Below are 15,048 nucleotides of genomic sequence, written 5' to 3'. Positions count from 1 at the left end.
CATGAATAAAACAGCAGTCGCCAATCAAACGGATCAGCTATTAGAAGAAATCGCAGCCTATGCAGTAGACGGGGAAATTACGAGTAAAGAAGCCATTGAAACGGCACGCTATGTGCTCATAGACACACTTGGCTGCGGAATGCTGGCGCTCAATTTTCCTGAATGTACGAAGCATCTTGGACCGATTGTACCTGGAACAGTTGTACCTAATGGAGCAAGAGTTCCAGGTACTTCCTTTGTGCTAGATCCTGTTCAAGCGGCTTTTGATATAGGCTGTATGATTCGCTGGTTAGATTATAATGACACGTGGCTTGCAGAGGAGTGGGGACATCCGTCAGATAACTTAGGCGGAATATTAGCTGTAAGTGATTACATCAGCAGAACACGGCTTGCAAACGGAGAAGAGCCGCTTTCGATGAATGACGTACTACATGCGATCGTCAAAGCACATGAAATTCAAGGCGTGCTGGCTTTAGAAAATTGTCTGAATCGCAATGGCTTGGATCATGTGCTATTTGTCAAAGTAGCAACAAGTGCTGTTGTATGTGCATTGCTTGGTGGAACAAAGGAAGATGTGCAGCATGTTTTATCGCAAGCGTTTGTTGATAATTCACCGCTTAGAACATACCGTCATGCCCCGAACACAGGATCAAGGAAATCATGGGCAGCGGGTGATGCAACAAGCCGCGGGGTGAGACTCGCAATGATGACACTCAAAGGGGAAATGGGCTATCAAACGCCGCTTAGTGCAGAGAAGTGGGGCTTTGAAGATGTTCTGATGAAAGGGAAATCTCTCACACTTGCTCAGCCGCTAGGATCATACGTCATCGAAAATGTGCTTTTCAAAATTGCTTATCCTGCTGAGTTTCATGCCCAAACGGCTGCAGAGGCTGCTATGATCCTGCATGACGCTGTAAAAGGTCGATTAGATGACATTGACCGAGTAGAGATTACAACACATGAATCAGCGATTCGGATTATCGATAAGAAGGGACCGCTGTATAATCCAGCAGACCGCGATCATTGCTTGCAATATATTACTGCGATTGGATTGATCTATGGTGAGCTCACAGCTGACCATTATGAAGAAGAAACAGCGCAAAATCCGGTCATTGATCGTCTCCGGGATCAAATGGTCATCAAAGAAGATAAACAATATACAGCGGATTATTTAGATCCGAAAAAGAGATCCATTGCAAACAGTGTGCAGATCTTCTTTAAAGACGGGACGATGACAGACCGAATCGAAATTGAATATCCACTTGGTCATCGCAGAAGAAGGCAGGAAGGGATTCCTCTGCTTGAAAAGAAATGGCTCTATCATTTGAAGACGAGATTTCCACAAAAACAAGTGGATCAAATTGTTTCACTCTGTCAAAATCCAAATCAATTAAAAACAACAACCGTACCAGCATTTATGGACCTATTCGTCATATAAGGGGGAACTAGTGTGTGGATCGTGAATGATGAATCAAGTCAAGCAGAATTAGCCTCAGCCTTTCAAGAACAAATGCACAAATCAGCTTTATTTCAAATTCCAGGCGTTCACGATGGAATGTCTGCGCTCTATGCAAAAAAAATGGGCTTCCAAGGGCTCTATTTATCCGGAGCCGCTTTTTGTGCCAGCAAAGGATTGCCTGATCTCGGCATGATCCATTCAACGGAAATGGCTGAAAAAGCGAAGGAAATCATTCGAGCTTCTCAGCTGCCGCTTTTGGTCGATATGGATACTGGCTATGGCGGTGTATTGAATGCTGCAAGGGCGGCAAAGGAAATGGTAGAAAGTAAGGTGGCAGCTGTTCAAATTGAAGATCAGCAAATGCCAAAAAAATGCGGACATTTAAACGGAAAATCGCTCGTTCCAGTAGAAGAAATGGTCGCAAAAATCAAAGCCATCAAACAAGCGGCACCAACGCTTTTGGTGATTGCGAGAACCGATGCAAGGTCCGTAAATGGGATGGAGGATGTCATCCGCAGGGCCAATCTTTACGTAGAAGCAGGAGCTGACGCTATTTTTCCTGAGGCACTCATCACAGCAGAGGACTTCACGCATGCGTCAAACAATATTAAAGGACCGCTTCTTGCAAATATGACGGAGTTTGGTAAGACGCCTTATTATCATGCAGACGAATTTTCTGTATTTGGCTTTCAAATGGTCATTTACCCTGTGTCATCACTCAGAGTCGCTGCAAAAGCGTATGAGCGTTTATTTACAGAAATCATGGAGAAGGGGACGCAGCAAGGAATGCTAAAGGACATGCAAACGAGACAAGAGCTGTATGAAACGATTCATTATGATGAATATGAGGAAATGGATCAGCATTTGGCGAAAACGATCCTGCCGGAAATCGGAAAAGAACAGCGATAAAATGAAAAGCACTTCCATTTAGGAAGTGCTTCAGCATGTAGACAAACCCTCGCATTCGTTGTCAGGTCTGCGCTCCGGTGCTCACGAATGTCAAATTCGCTCCGCTCCGGTACTCGTCCTTCCTAGACTTCAAAGGTTTTCAAGTCACGCTGAAAAGAAGACAAAGTGCTAAAATAAACATCATTTTAGCACTTTGTCAACAATCTAAGCACTTCCATTTAGGAAGTGCTTTTTTTACGATGATGGTGAGGATGACGAAGCCAATTTCATCTTTTCTTCAACTGTTTTCGTTTTTTCTTTAACTTTTTCAGCATATGTGAAGTCACCGAAGCAATATGGGTAGCGGAAGTTATCTTTGTTGCCTCCGCACGTATAGACTTCTGGGTTTCGTTTCACTTGCTTTTTAGAGTATTGCTTTGCCAATTTCTCGGAATGTTTTCCCCCGTTTTTTGCAACAAAATCAATATAGCCAATTCCCATATTATAGCTTTGGATAATGGTTTCCAAATCAACGCCTTTTTTCTTCCCATGCTTGTACATAGTAGAAAAATGATGGACTCCTTGTCTAATGCTTTTCTGAGGGTCATTGATTTCATTTCGTTTCAAACCAAGAGATTCAGAGGACTGCATTGGATCTCCGCCTCTGCCTTTTGATTCTTGATACATCATACCGAGGATTAACGCGGTATATTGATCTAAATCTTGATCTCTTAACTCTGTTTCTACAAGCGGTTTGAAATCATCCAATCTCGACAAAACAATTGATTCCGTATCAATCGGCAGCTTTTTTAACTCCTTTTGATTAAAGGACATGACAATGGCTACTAATACGAAAACAAACAGAAAAATCGTGAAGCAGCCTGAAATGGCAAAACATCCTGTTTTTTTCTTTTTCAAGGTCAGTTCACCCCTGTTTTGCCCCGCTTTTAAAAGGGAAGTACAGCCTTTTTATTATGCCATATCCTGCACAAGATACCAAGTGAAAACCTTTTAATCAATCGTACCCAAATGTAAATTCGGGTCTTGTTTTCAGTCTGTAGCAGAAATAAACAAAACCGATAATTAGCCAAAGCAAACCAATGATTAATGCATTTGTACTGATGCTCGTTAACAGCCATATACAAAAGGCCGTCCCGCACAGAGGAATCACTGCGTATCTCAATGTATTGAGTACACCTCTTTGTTTTTGTCTAATGAAATAGTACGCAAAAACAGATAAGTTCACTAATGTGAATCCAATCAACGCGCCGAAGCTGATAAAGGAATAAATGACTTCAAGTTCGCCAACGACTGCGGTTAAGGAGAAAGCGCCAATTAATAAAATATTAAAAACAGGGGTTTTTAATCTCGGATGAATATATCCGAAGAAACGCTTCGGTAACGACTCATCTCTACCCATTGCATATAATAGCCTTGCTGCACTTGCATGTGACGATAAGGAAGAAGAGATAACAGCGACCATTGTGCCAGCTAAAAAGAACGAGTGGAGAAAGGCACCGCCCACAAATTCCGCAATTTCAAGTGAGGCCGCATCGGGATGCTTGAACTGCTGAAAATTTGGAAATACTTGCTGCAAAAAATAAGACGTCAAGGTAAACAGTACGCCTCCAATGGCGACGGTTAAAAAGATGGCAAGTGGGATCGTCTTTTTTGGCTTAATGGTTTCCTCAGAAAGGGTCGAAATCGCATCAAATCCTAGAAACGAAAAACATAAAATGGTTGCTCCTGAAAAAATAAGCGCTGGATCTAAGCTCGCCGAATAAAAAGGCCGGGCGGACAATAATTCTCCGCTGCCTGCATTTTGCGTGAGCCCATACATAATAAACCCAACAAAAGTGACGGCGACAATGACCTGAAAGGTCACAAATAGTGCCGTGATGTTGGCTGTAAGCCGGATACCGATTACATTGACAGTCGTTATGGCGATAGCAAGTATGATGATCCAAATGTAATGAGGTACATCAGGAAAGGCTGCGGTTAAATAAGCACTTCCAATCGCAAAATTCACCATAGGCAAAAATAAATAATCCAGTAAAAGTGTCCAGCCTACAAGAAAGCCAACATGAGGATGTATACTTTTTTGCGCGTATGTATAAGCAGATCCTGCTTTTGGAAAAGCCTTCACCATATTCCCATAGCTAAGCGCTGTCAATAGTAATGCAAGTAACGTAAATATATAAGCTGTAGCAACGTGTCCTTTCGTCAGTTGAGCCACAATGCCGTATGAATCAAATACGACAAGTGGATCCATATAAGCAAGCCCGATCACAACAAGTGGAAAGACAGTCAGGCTGCGTTTTAGTCTTGGCTCTTCAGTCAATTTGCCTATCAGCTCCTCTAAAAAAATGAATAAATAATGCTCATTTTAAAAAGAATGCTACCAAGTGTCAATGCTATTTGAGTAAATCTTTTTTCTAAAGTGTGCTCTCTTTGCACGCCGGACGTTTTGGTATATGATGATACATAGAATAAGTCGTGATTTGACGGACAAGAAAGGTGAAGAAAAATGAAGGAAGAACTGAATACAAATCAAGAACAGGAAAGGATGGAGCTGGATGAAGAAAGTCTATTTCTTGTCTCCCAAACCTTTAAAGCTTTATCTGATCCGACACGTATTCGAATTCTGCACCTGCTGTCTCAAGGTGAACACTCGGTAAATGATATAGCAGAAACACTGAATCTCATGCAATCAACCGTTTCTCATCAGCTGCGCTTTTTAAAAAACCTTCGTCTCGTGAAATCTAGACGAGCAGGGACCTCGATTTTTTACAGCCCTGAAGATCAGCATGTGATGGAAGTGCTTGAACAGATGATTCACCATGCACAGCACGATTGATAAAAAACCTTCCTACTTTCATATAGGAAGGTTTTTATGCATGATGCACATGAGTTGATCTTTTATTTGCTTTCATCATGTGATAAGAAAAAACAATATAGTAAGCAGCTAGCAGAAAAAAGCTGAGCATGGTCAAGGCATCATCACTCACTATATGCTGATACAATTCAATGACATCGATCTTTGTCATTGAATGTTTTGTCAGTTCAACCAATTTAAAGGCAAATCTAGATAAAAACAAACATAAAATGAAGCTTTCAATCCATTTACTCGTTTTCATATACAGCCGGCCATTTTCTTCTTTCATGCGAATCGTCTGATAGGCATGAACAGCGAGGCTGCTTCCAAAAAGCATACCAATAGCGGCATAGATGATGATACTATGATTTTGCCATCCTTCTGATAGGAGAATAAGGGCAGAAAGTCCAAAGAGATACATTCTCAACAAAAGCCTGATAGGGCGTACAAGCTGATAGCGTCTCATTCGATTCATTCGAATGATCATGCAGATCAATATGATGATCCCAATCATGAACAACTGCCACACGTTATGTGTCATGATGCAACCTCCTCCTGCACGTGCAGGGATGTAAACGAATGCTGGCTGTTACTTATCTTTACCATTCTTTCTTTTTTTATCAAATCAAAACCTACATTTATGAAAAAGAGGAAAAGTCATGAAAATTGATCGCATTTTGTCTATTGTGATGCTGCTCATTAGCAAGAAGCAAGTTCAAGCGAAAGAGCTTGCTGAACTTCATGAAGTGAGCGTGAGAACCATTTATCGTGATATTGATACCATCAATCAAGCTGGGATTCCTGTTGTGACAACGCAAGGAGTAGGAGGGGGCATTTCACTTGTTGAGGACTATCGTTTAGAGAAAAAATTATTTACTGATGATGACATCGAGGTCATTTTAACAGCCCTCGAAAGCATGACGAGTGCCTATTCCTTTAAAGAAAGCGAACATGTACTGAAAAAAATCAAATCGCTTATTCCCACGCATACGTGTGAAAACGAAAAGCAGCATCATGTCTTCATTGATTTAAGCTCCTGGGGAAAAGACAGCCAGGCAGAAAAGAAGCTTCAGCTCATTCATACAGCTGCGTCAGCGCACCAATACATTCAGTTTACTTACCGCAATGCGAAAGGTGAAACACTTCCACGCAAAGTGGAGCCTTATACGCTCGTTTTAAAAGGGAGGCATTGGTATTTGTATGCGTTCTGTTGTGTAAAAAAAGCTTTTCGTCTGTTCAAGCTAACTAGAATGACGGGTCTTGTCATCATTTCAGGTTATTTTCAACCGAAAAGAATCAAAAACGAAGAAAAGCCTTGGAATGATTCTTGGCAAGAACAACCGTCGGTCAGCTCTGTCACGCTCAGGTTAACGGAAGCATCAGTGGGGAAAGTGAAGGAATGGGTAGATGAGAACGAATTGAATGTTTGTTCAGACGGCACTTACCTTGCCACCATTACCGTACCTCTTGATGATTGGTTAAATAGTTTCCTATTCCATTTAGGTCCAGATGTTGACATTCTTTCCCCGAAGCATGTCAAAGAAGCGTTTGACATTCAGTTGAAACAATTTCTCAAACGAATAGAAACTTGACACAATGTTGTCAGGTTTCTTTTTATATGATAGAAAAAAAGGAGATGAGAATGTATGTACGATATCGTGACATTAGAGAAACAATGGATGAAAGGGTTGTCTGTTCGAACAACAAACGAAATGGAGCAAACAAAAGAGCGGAAGATTGCTCCACTCTGGCAACAATTTTTTGCGCAGCAGCTTCACGGAGGGCAAGCGCCCGTCATAGGATTATATTCAGATTATGAAAAAGATGAGCATGGCTCTTATTTATTTACTGCTGGGCAATTCGTGGATCAGCAGGTAGAACATGTCATAGAGGTTCCTTCATCGACCTACGCAAAATTCCGAACGAGAAAGGGACCTATTGAAGAGGTTGTGTTGGAGACATGGCAGCAGATTTGGGCGTGGGATGAGCGCCATTACCGCACATATACAGGCGACTTTGAATGGTATGATGAAAGATCTATAGATCCAAAAGAAGCGCAAATTGATATTTATATTGCGGTTGATGAAGAAATGCTTGCTAAAACTAATATCATTAGTTAATATAAAACTAACAACATTAGTTTTAGGAGGACATATGATGAGATTGACAACTTTTGATCGCCTGCACCAGCTCACATTGATGCCGCGTCTATTTCCGGTAAATTGCTATGTATTTGAGGAAGAAAATGGACTGATATTAATTGATGCTGCTTTAAAAATGGCAGCAAGCTCGATCATTGAATTTGCGCACAAAAAAGACAAGCCAATCGATAAGATTATTCTCACTCATAGTCATATGGATCATATCGGTGCACTAGATGAAGTGAAAAAGGCTTTTCCAGAGGCAGTCGTTTATTTATCAAAACGCGATGCCCTCCTTTTTGAAGGTGATTTTTCCTTGCTTCCTGGTGAACCTCAGCAAAAAATTAAAGGCAGTTTTTCAAAAAACATTCACACAAAACCAGATGTGCTTGTCGAAGAAGGGGACGAGATTGGGTCACTTAAAGTCATCGCAACACCAGGACATACACCTGGAAGCATTTCTTTATACGATGAAAGGTCAGGGGTTGTCATTGCAGGAGATGCACTTGTGACAAAAGGCGGTTTATTCGTAACGGGTGAGTTTCGCTTGACCTTCCCGTTCCCGGCTTTTGCCACTTGGGATGCAGAAACAGCACTCAAAAGTGCCGAAAAATTGCTGGCACTTCCCTTATCTTGTCTTGCAGTAGGACATGGTGATCTTATCATGGAACCTCATGCAAAGCTTCAAGCTGCTATTACAAAAAGGCAACATCAGTTAAAGAAAGGGAGGCAGTAAATCGTGTCTCCAAGAATGGGTATCACGCAAGAAAAAATCATGGATACAGCTGCTGAATTTGTTGATGAAGAGGGCTTTTCCGCTTTGACAATTGCTACATTGTCTAAACGGCTGAACATCAGGCCACCCTCCCTTTATAATCATGTATCCGGTCTTCATGAGATTCAGGCGGCTCTCTCAGTCAGAGGGCTGTCAATGCTTTGTGAAAAAGGAATTCAAGTAACGGAAGGGCTAGAAAAAGAAGTCGCCGTTTTAGCCTTTGCAAGACAATATGTTCAATTTGTCCGTGAACATCCAGGTCTTTATGAAGCCGCCTTTTCACAGATGAATGAAAAAGAAGTGAGTGTTGCTGCCGAGCGCCTTACTGAGTTTGTCCAATCCATCATGTCACGATTTGGTGTAAAAGAAGATGAAATGACGCATGTAGTAAGAGGACTCAGAAGCTTACTGCACGGCTTTGGAGACATTTCAAATAAAAAGGGATTTCAACGAAAAGAACAGCTTGAAGATAGTGTGAGTTATGCGGTCCGTCTTTATATCGCAGGCGTACAGCAAAAAGAAGATCTGTCTCATTGACAGGTCTTTCAGATTGTTGACAAAGGGCTAAAATGACTTTTATTTTAGCCCTTTGTCTTCTTTTCTGCGTGATAGAAAACCTTTGCAGTCTAGAAAGGACGAGTACTGGCGCGGAGCGAATTTGACATTCGTGAGCACCAGCACGCAGGACTGACACCGAATGCGAGGGTTTGTCTACACGCTGGAAGATCTGTCTCATTGACAGGTCTTTTTTATGTAGTGAACCGATATCATGAAGGGGACGGCAATGTGGAGACCAAATTCCTTTGACAGAAAACCAATAAAGATTTGACAGTTTTGTGAAACATGGTATGCTTGTTATGTGAAATAATTCACATAGAGGAGTAGAGGCAGATGAAAAGAAAGCCTGTTTATGTGGAAACAACCATTCATGCACCGATAGAGAAAGTATGGGAATATACGCAAAATCCAAAGCTTCATGAACAATGGGATTTGCGCTTTTCAACCATTTCATTAAATGAACCTCAAAATGAACAGCCCCAATCCTTTTTGTATGAAAAGCATCTTGGGTTTGGTTTAAGTGTCACAGGGACAGGAGCTTATCGAACAAGAATGATGGATGAACGGAATGAGCGGGCATCCTCACTTCATTTCAAATCGTCACACCCATTGTCTTTTATCAAAGAAGGCAGCGGCTACTGGAAGTATATGAAAACAAGCGACCACATTGTGTTTCAAACTCAATTTGATTACAAAACGAAAGAAGGAAAAGGATGGACATGGGCAGACCGGATTCTTTTTCGCCCGATGATCGGGTTTATGACAGCCTTTAGTTTTGGTGCATTAAAGACGTGGCTTGAAAAGGGAACGCATCCTCGGTTATTACTAGAGAGAACACTTGCTCATTACGGGATTTGTTTGCTGTTTGCCATCGTCTGGCTATGCCAAGCGGTCATTCCTTTTTCACATTCGGCTTTTGATCATAGCACGAGTTTTCGATTGTTTTATGCGCTTTTAGGCGTATCATGGCTAATTCCCAAACTATCAAAGAAATATCTCTACATTTTACAAAGTTTGTTTCTTCTCATTATGCTTTGTATAGGCATCCTATCCCCGCAAACGACGCTTCATGAGCCGCTTGTGTTGAGTGCATTTTTCATTTTGTCGATTGCAGGTATGATCAACCTAAAAGATTGTGTAGATGTATTTTCTATCAAACGAAAAAGGGGAGGTAGACATGGTCGTTCATCGTCATCAAGTAAAGGATTACGATAAACTGCATCCAAAACTAAAAGAGAGATACAACCGCGCGTTTACTGCCGAAGGTACGATGGAGGAAATAGGCGGCGGTTCAAGACTCATTCGATTGATCTTCAGAATGGGTCCACTGTTTCGTTGTTTTTTCCCCGAGAGAGGGAAAAATATTCCTTTCCAAATTGTCAACGAGCCTTTTGTGACAAATAAGGGGGAGGAAGGGATGCACTGGTATCGAACGTTTTATTTCCCAAAGAAGGAGCGGCACTTTGATGCTGATATGATCATTGATCAGAAGAGTCATACAGTACTAGACTACTTTGGAAAGCCTAGACTTCTTGTGTCAGAGCTTCATTTTACAGTAACAAAGCATGGTTTCTTGCACATCCAATCCGGCCGGCAGAAGTTTTTGATGTTCGGCAAGGAATGTCCGCTGCCTTCATGGCTTTATGGTGTGTCAGCTGTAACGGAAGGCTACGATGAGCATGCAGGTGAATATACCATTGATGTCCACGTGAAAAATCGACTGTTTGGTACTCTTTTTACATATAAAGGCCGTTTTACAGAAAGGGTGTCTCATGATGAATAAGTGGCATTTGATATCCAGTCTGATCTTCATGTCTTGTTTTATCGCCACCCGTTTCATGACAGGCCGGGTAGCAGAATTTTTTGTTCTCATGGCAATTCTATTTTTTCTTCCCGCTGCCTTACACTTTTTTGAGAAAGAAGGGAAGAAACACAAGCCAGAGAGGCTGATCGACTTTTTAATGAAAGCCTTTCCACTAGCAGCTCTTTGTGTAACCGCTGCTTTTATCTATCATTCTGCTTGGTTTGCATCGGGATGGCTTTTATATACAATGTTATTGGCGTTATTTGGCTTTTGTCGTTTGCTGAAAAGAGGAATCTTTCCGCTTCATGAGCTGATGATTGATGGCGCATGGATGTATCTCGCTTTAGGCGGTCTGTGGTTTTGGCTGTACACAGCAGATATACAGGTGATGACATTTTCGCCGATCATTGTTCTTTTGACCGCTATTCATTTTCATTACTCGGCTTTTTTTATCCCGTTTTTTTATGGATTATTAGGAAGGCAGCAAGCAAAAGAGACAGCTTTATACAAAGCGGCGGGCTGGGTGATTTTGCTGTCGCCTGTGATGATTGCTGTGGGGATTAGCTTTTCCCGTCTATTTGATACGTTCAGCGTCATTCTTTATGTGATGGCCCTCTACATATATGGCATCCTTTGTATGAAAACAAGATTTCGGTCGACTTTGGCAAAAGGACTTGTTGTGTTTTCTAGCTTAGTTTTAATGGGGACGATCGTGTTATCACTTCTTTATTCCGCTGGTATGCTGATGCGTGTGACCTACATCAGCATTGATCAGATGATTTGGTTTCATGGCAGTATCAATGCTTTTTTTGTGATTTTGCCGGGTTTGATTGGCTGGCTGATTGAAGGGCCGAAGGATCAATTAAAGCAGAAGAACTTTCCGATTTCGAAAGTGCATGGCCGGTTTCAAATGATCTCTTTTCAAGAGGAAAGCGTGCATAACCCTGAGAAGCTGGGTTTAGTCGATTCGCTTGATGAATTAAATGGAACGACGTTTTCAGCTGATAGGGTCTCACCTGTGATTCGCAGATTTTATGAAGACCCTATGGCTTTTACATTAAAAGCAGCTGTCAGCTTTCATTGGTGGGTAAGGCCGTTCGTCTTTTTACTTCAGCCACTGTTTAAGAAAATAGGTCAGCTATATTTGGGGTTATCTCGTCATCCATATGAGATGAAGGGACGTCTGACTAGATTTCAACATCCGAAGGAAGAAAGGGAAAATGTTCGGGCTTGGATACGTCACAATGTAAAAGGAGAGCAAGTCTTTTTTGCACTTTATGCTCTTCATTACGATGCAGCTGCGGGTTATATGAATATTGCGCTGCCACTTCCGTATTCTCAGCTGACAGCTATTTTAAAACCTTTTAATGAGAAAGAAGATTTTCTATTAAAAAGCGCATGTCCAAAAGGCAGTACCGGTGACGAAGGATTGTATTTGCATACGCCTTTTATCACCATGAAACTGCCAATGGAAGAAAGCTTTCATATGAAGCCGCAGACGGATCAAAGTCTCACAGCGGTACATCAAATGAAGCTGTTCAGTATTCCTTTTTTAACGATTCATTATCATATTGACAGTGAAAGTCATCATGTTAGTCAATGATGTCACATGGTTCACCGTGCCGAATGATGTTCACAATCGCTTGCCCATCACTCGGATGATGATCTGCATACTGGACTGGCAGCAGTGCAAAAAATACATAGTAGACTGAGAAGTAAGCAAATTGATAGAAAAATTGGTGCTCTGGCAGGAAATCATTGGCGATCATTGTATTCAGTATGAGAACACTGAGCAGGTTGCATAATGAACCGCCTAAGTAGACAAGAATGTGCGACAATCGGTTGTTTTTCCTCATTTCTTCATAGTGGCAAAATGCATCTAGAAAATAGATTCTTCTAATTTCAACGACGCCTACTTTCAACACTTTTTTCCCTCTGCCAAGCGCAAAGGAAACCTTTGCCCCAAACATCCACGCGACCACAATATGGCCAAGCTGATGCAGGATGGCAACAATAGGAAGAATGACAAAAAACGACCAGCAAAACGTCCACATATCTGATAGTGTAAACAAGTGTGAACCCTCCCCAATATATTCGGGAGGAAACAGTAGGATTATTTGCCATTTTACTGAATTCATTTTCAGGATGCAAACATTTAATACACGACAATAAATTTATTATGTAAACTATAAAGGAGATTTTAGCGCTTTATAGGCTTTTTGAACCTCCTCTATGACAAAATGAATGTGCTACAATGGATAATCAATAGATGACGTTACCTTTTACGAAGGGGAGAGAGTCAGATGGCAGATATTGAACAGTTTTTGGCGTTAGACATTCGTGTTGGGACGATCATAGAAGCAGAATTTTTTGCAGAGGCAAGAGTACCTGCGTTGAAGCTCAAGATTGATTTTGGTGAAGAAATCGGTGTAAAGCAATCTAGTGCTCAGTTGACGAAGCGTTATACTGCGGAGAATCTTACCGGCAAACAAATCGTAGCGGTCGTTAATTTCCCGCCAAGAAGAATTGCGGGGTTCAAATCAGAAGTGCTTGTCTTAGGAGGCATGCCGTCAAAAGAAGACGTGGTGTTGTTAGCGACAGATGAACCGGTTGAGAATGGAACAAAAATAGGATAAGAAAAAAGACATCTTCCTAAGAAGATGTCTTTTGCGTATTGAGGCGGAATAACCACACGCCACATTCGTGTGTGTCTCAAAGAGACATGTTACCCGACTTACACAATTCAGCTCATCGCTTGATTAATATAGCATGGGATGAGCTTGAATGCAACCTTTAAATGAATTCTTTCACATTTTCTTGTCTTTTCACAAGACGAATGACAAGAAATCGATTATTTGGATTATTTTTTCAAAATATATTGAAAAGTCAGATCAGATTTTATAAAATGAATTCATCTTAGTTTGTTTGGTCGATAAACTAAGATGAATTTCAAGTATTGATCCTTATATTGAAGGAGATGATTCTGTCATTCGACTGTTTTGCTGCGCATTTGGGCTAAGCTGAAAGGAAGAGATGTTCAGCTACATTTTTATAACAAATTGAAAGCGCTTTATATTCCCTGTATTGATTGCTGTTGCCCTCCGTCATCTGTTCGTTAGAAGAGGCTAAGTGAAGAAGGGAGAAAGCTCATGGTTAGTGAGAATTTAAAGAAGATTCGTATGTCTGAAAAAGTGGGATATGCTTCAGGGGATTTCGCATGTAATTTGATTTATGCAACTGTCTCTACGTATCTATTATTTTTCTATACAGATGTGTACGGTTTATCAGCGGCAGCAGCAGGGACGATGTTTTTGGTTGTTCGCGCCATCGATGCGCTTGCAGATCCATTTATTGGTGCAATGGTGGACCGGACGAACAGCCGTTTTGGTAGATTCAGACCTTATTTGTTATTCGGTGCGTTTCCTTTTGTCGTACTTGCCATTCTTTGCTTTACAACACCTGATTTTTCCGAAATGGGTAAACTCATTTATGCCTACATCACGTATGTTGGTTTATCGCTTACATACACATTCATCAACGTTCCTTATGGTGCTTTAACTTCTGCAATGACAAGAAATAACCAAGAAGTTGTCAGTATTACGTCCGTTCGTATGGTGTTTGCCAATCTAGGCGGTCTAGTTGTGGCTTTTTTTGTACCTTTTCTTGCGACCTTTTTAAGTGATACGACAGGAAATACAGCACTTGGCTGGCAGATGACGATGGCTTTTCTCGGCGTTCTTGGCGGCGCATTACTGATTTTCTGTTTTAAAAGCACGAATGAACGTGTCACGCTTCAAAAGCCAGAGGAAAAGATTAAATTCAGTGATATCTTTGTCCAGTTACGAGTGAATCGCCCGCTTGTTGTATTAAGCATTTTCTTTATTATTATTTTTGGTGTGAACTCGATCAGCAACTCTGTTGGGATCTATTATGTGACGTATAACCTTGGCAGAGAAGATTTAGTGAAATGGTATGGACTCATTGGCAGTCTGCCAGCTTTAATGGTGCTGCCGTTTATTCCGAAGCTGCACAAGCTGTTAGGAAAGAAAAAGCTGCTGAATTATTCTTTATCGCTGAATATCGTAGGTCTTCTTGCCTTACTTGTGATACCGCCGAGTCAAATCACTTTAATACTGATTTTCAGGCTCGTTGCTGCTGCTGGGAGTATTACAGCCGGTGCTTACATGTGGGCACTCATTCCTGAGACTGTTGAATATGGCGAATATAAAACTGGAAAAAGGATGGGCGGACTGATCTACGCAGTCATTGGATTTTTCTTTAAATTTGGAATGGCATTAGGCGGAATTGTTCCGGGGCTTGTACTCGATCGATTTGGCTATGTTGCAAACCAAATACAGACGCCAGAAGCATTGCTTGGCATTTTAATCACGGTAACAGTGATTCCTGTATGCTTACTGATTTTAGCGATGATTGATATTAATTTTTATAACCTAGATGAAGAAGAGCACCAAAAAGTCGTGAGGGAGCTTGAGAATAGGGATCAAGTATATATCGATCATATGGACGATTTTAAAATGTAGGTCGTGA

At 41.3% G+C, this 15,048-nt stretch carries 16 protein-coding genes; 12 read left to right on the top strand and 4 right to left on the bottom strand.

Going from position 1 to position 15,048, the window contains the following annotated elements:
* Position 1: 1 nt before the first annotated feature.
* Both NST39_RS09820 and prpB read left to right on the top strand, forming a co-directional pair.
* Positions 2 to 1,438, top strand: coding sequence for a bifunctional 2-methylcitrate dehydratase/aconitate hydratase (locus NST39_RS09820; protein ID WP_044141295.1), 1,437 nt, complete (start codon positions 2 to 4; stop codon positions 1,436 to 1,438).
* A 12-nt stretch (positions 1,439 to 1,450) separates the two neighbouring features.
* The gene (gene prpB, locus NST39_RS09815) at positions 1,451 to 2,368 is read left to right on the top strand and encodes a methylisocitrate lyase (RefSeq protein ID WP_185108868.1); all 918 of its coding nucleotides are present in this window, start codon (positions 1,451 to 1,453) and stop codon (positions 2,366 to 2,368) included.
* A gap of 234 nt (positions 2,369 to 2,602) precedes the next feature.
* On the opposite strand, the gene NST39_RS09810 is transcribed toward prpB, so the two are convergent.
* Together NST39_RS09810 and NST39_RS09805 are read right to left on the bottom strand one after the other, a co-directional pair.
* Complete coding sequence (locus tag NST39_RS09810) at positions 2,603 to 3,265, bottom strand: lysozyme family protein (protein WP_044141293.1); 663 nt, start codon at positions 3,263 to 3,265, stop codon at positions 2,603 to 2,605.
* Positions 3,266 to 3,362: 97 nt separating this feature from the next.
* On the bottom strand, positions 3,363 to 4,688 hold the full coding sequence (locus NST39_RS09805; RefSeq protein ID WP_044141292.1) for an APC family permease: 1,326 nt from the start codon (positions 4,686 to 4,688) through the stop codon (positions 3,363 to 3,365).
* A 186-nt stretch (positions 4,689 to 4,874) separates the two neighbouring features.
* Between NST39_RS09805 and czrA the strand changes: the two genes are divergently transcribed.
* Positions 4,875 to 5,204 carry a Zn(II)-responsive metalloregulatory transcriptional repressor CzrA gene (gene czrA, locus NST39_RS09800; RefSeq protein ID WP_007500691.1) on the top strand — a complete coding sequence of 110 codons (330 nt, stop codon included), beginning with the start codon at positions 4,875 to 4,877 and terminating at the stop codon, positions 5,202 to 5,204.
* 34 nt (positions 5,205 to 5,238) lie between these two features.
* Here the strand turns inward: czrA and NST39_RS09795 are convergent, their stop codons facing one another.
* The gene (locus NST39_RS09795) at positions 5,239 to 5,763 is read right to left on the bottom strand and encodes a mother cell-specific membrane sporulation protein (protein ID WP_111912793.1); all 525 of its coding nucleotides are present in this window, start codon (positions 5,761 to 5,763) and stop codon (positions 5,239 to 5,241) included.
* A gap of 118 nt (positions 5,764 to 5,881) precedes the next feature.
* Here NST39_RS09795 and NST39_RS09790 point away from each other — a divergent pair, with 118 nt between their 5' ends.
* From NST39_RS09790 to NST39_RS09760, 7 genes are all read left to right on the top strand, one after another.
* Positions 5,882 to 6,814 (top strand): helix-turn-helix transcriptional regulator, encoded by a 933-nt coding sequence (locus NST39_RS09790; protein WP_341028133.1) that lies wholly within the window; start codon positions 5,882 to 5,884, stop codon positions 6,812 to 6,814.
* A 54-nt stretch (positions 6,815 to 6,868) separates the two neighbouring features.
* Positions 6,869 to 7,342 (top strand): GyrI-like domain-containing protein, encoded by a 474-nt coding sequence (locus NST39_RS09785; RefSeq protein ID WP_050943935.1) that lies wholly within the window; start codon positions 6,869 to 6,871, stop codon positions 7,340 to 7,342.
* Between the two features lie 37 nt (positions 7,343 to 7,379).
* Positions 7,380 to 8,099, top strand: a complete 720-nt coding sequence (locus NST39_RS09780; protein WP_341028131.1) for an MBL fold metallo-hydrolase — start codon at positions 7,380 to 7,382, stop codon at positions 8,097 to 8,099.
* 3 nt (positions 8,100 to 8,102) lie between these two features.
* On the top strand, positions 8,103 to 8,675 hold the full coding sequence (locus tag NST39_RS09775; protein ID WP_341028129.1) for a TetR/AcrR family transcriptional regulator: 573 nt from the start codon (positions 8,103 to 8,105) through the stop codon (positions 8,673 to 8,675).
* A gap of 354 nt (positions 8,676 to 9,029) precedes the next feature.
* A complete protein-coding gene (locus NST39_RS09770) occupies positions 9,030 to 9,911 on the top strand; it encodes a hypothetical protein (protein WP_341028128.1) in 882 nt (293 codons plus the stop codon).
* A complete protein-coding gene (locus tag NST39_RS09765) occupies positions 9,874 to 10,479 on the top strand; it encodes a DUF4166 domain-containing protein (protein ID WP_268508621.1) in 606 nt (201 codons plus the stop codon). Before NST39_RS09770 ends, NST39_RS09765 begins: the two co-directional genes overlap by 38 nt.
* Complete coding sequence (locus NST39_RS09760) at positions 10,472 to 12,103, top strand: YndJ family protein (RefSeq protein ID WP_341028127.1); 1,632 nt, start codon at positions 10,472 to 10,474, stop codon at positions 12,101 to 12,103. Before NST39_RS09765 ends, NST39_RS09760 begins: the two co-directional genes overlap by 8 nt.
* Here NST39_RS09760 and NST39_RS09755 read toward each other — a convergent pair.
* Positions 12,093 to 12,572, bottom strand: coding sequence for a site-2 protease family protein (locus NST39_RS09755; protein WP_003216048.1), 480 nt, complete (start codon positions 12,570 to 12,572; stop codon positions 12,093 to 12,095). The two genes, NST39_RS09760 and NST39_RS09755, sit on opposite strands and share 11 nt — an antisense overlap.
* A 231-nt stretch (positions 12,573 to 12,803) precedes the next feature.
* On the opposite strand from NST39_RS09755, the gene csaA reads away from it, so the two are divergent.
* Together csaA and NST39_RS09745 are read left to right on the top strand one after the other, a co-directional pair.
* Entirely contained in the window at positions 12,804 to 13,136 is a 333-nt protein-coding gene (csaA, locus tag NST39_RS09750) for a chaperone CsaA (protein WP_003215734.1), read from the top strand.
* A 513-nt stretch (positions 13,137 to 13,649) separates the two neighbouring features.
* Positions 13,650 to 15,041 carry an MFS transporter gene (locus tag NST39_RS09745; RefSeq protein ID WP_065098176.1) on the top strand — a complete coding sequence of 464 codons (1,392 nt, stop codon included), beginning with the start codon at positions 13,650 to 13,652 and terminating at the stop codon, positions 15,039 to 15,041.
* Positions 15,042 to 15,048 lie beyond the last annotated feature (7 nt).

It is taken from the genome of Bacillus sp. FSL W8-0645 (assembly GCF_038007905.1).
GTDB classification, from domain to species: domain Bacteria; phylum Bacillota; class Bacilli; order Bacillales; family Bacillaceae; genus Bacillus; species Bacillus pumilus.
Note: the sequence above shows the minus strand (reverse complement) of the source record. Positions and strands in the feature narration are given on the sequence as shown.

Coding starts and splice junctions, on each gene's coding strand:
- NST39_RS09820 (WP_044141295.1), top strand. CDS start 2: ATGAATAAAACAGCAGTCGCCAATCAAACGGATCAGCTATTAGAAGAA.
- czrA (WP_007500691.1), top strand. CDS start 4,875: ATGAAGGAAGAACTGAATACAAATCAAGAACAGGAAAGGATGGAGCTG.
- NST39_RS09795 (WP_111912793.1), bottom strand. CDS start 5,763: ATGACACATAACGTGTGGCAGTTGTTCATGATTGGGATCATCATATTG.
- NST39_RS09790 (WP_341028133.1), top strand. CDS start 5,882: ATGAAAATTGATCGCATTTTGTCTATTGTGATGCTGCTCATTAGCAAG.
- NST39_RS09785 (WP_050943935.1), top strand. CDS start 6,869: ATGTACGATATCGTGACATTAGAGAAACAATGGATGAAAGGGTTGTCT.
- NST39_RS09780 (WP_341028131.1), top strand. CDS start 7,380: ATGAGATTGACAACTTTTGATCGCCTGCACCAGCTCACATTGATGCCG.
- NST39_RS09770 (WP_341028128.1), top strand. CDS start 9,030: ATGAAAAGAAAGCCTGTTTATGTGGAAACAACCATTCATGCACCGATA.
- NST39_RS09765 (WP_268508621.1), top strand. CDS start 9,874: ATGGTCGTTCATCGTCATCAAGTAAAGGATTACGATAAACTGCATCCA.
- NST39_RS09760 (WP_341028127.1), top strand. CDS start 10,472: ATGAATAAGTGGCATTTGATATCCAGTCTGATCTTCATGTCTTGTTTT.
- csaA (WP_003215734.1), top strand. CDS start 12,804: ATGGCAGATATTGAACAGTTTTTGGCGTTAGACATTCGTGTTGGGACG.
- NST39_RS09745 (WP_065098176.1), top strand. CDS start 13,650: ATGGTTAGTGAGAATTTAAAGAAGATTCGTATGTCTGAAAAAGTGGGA.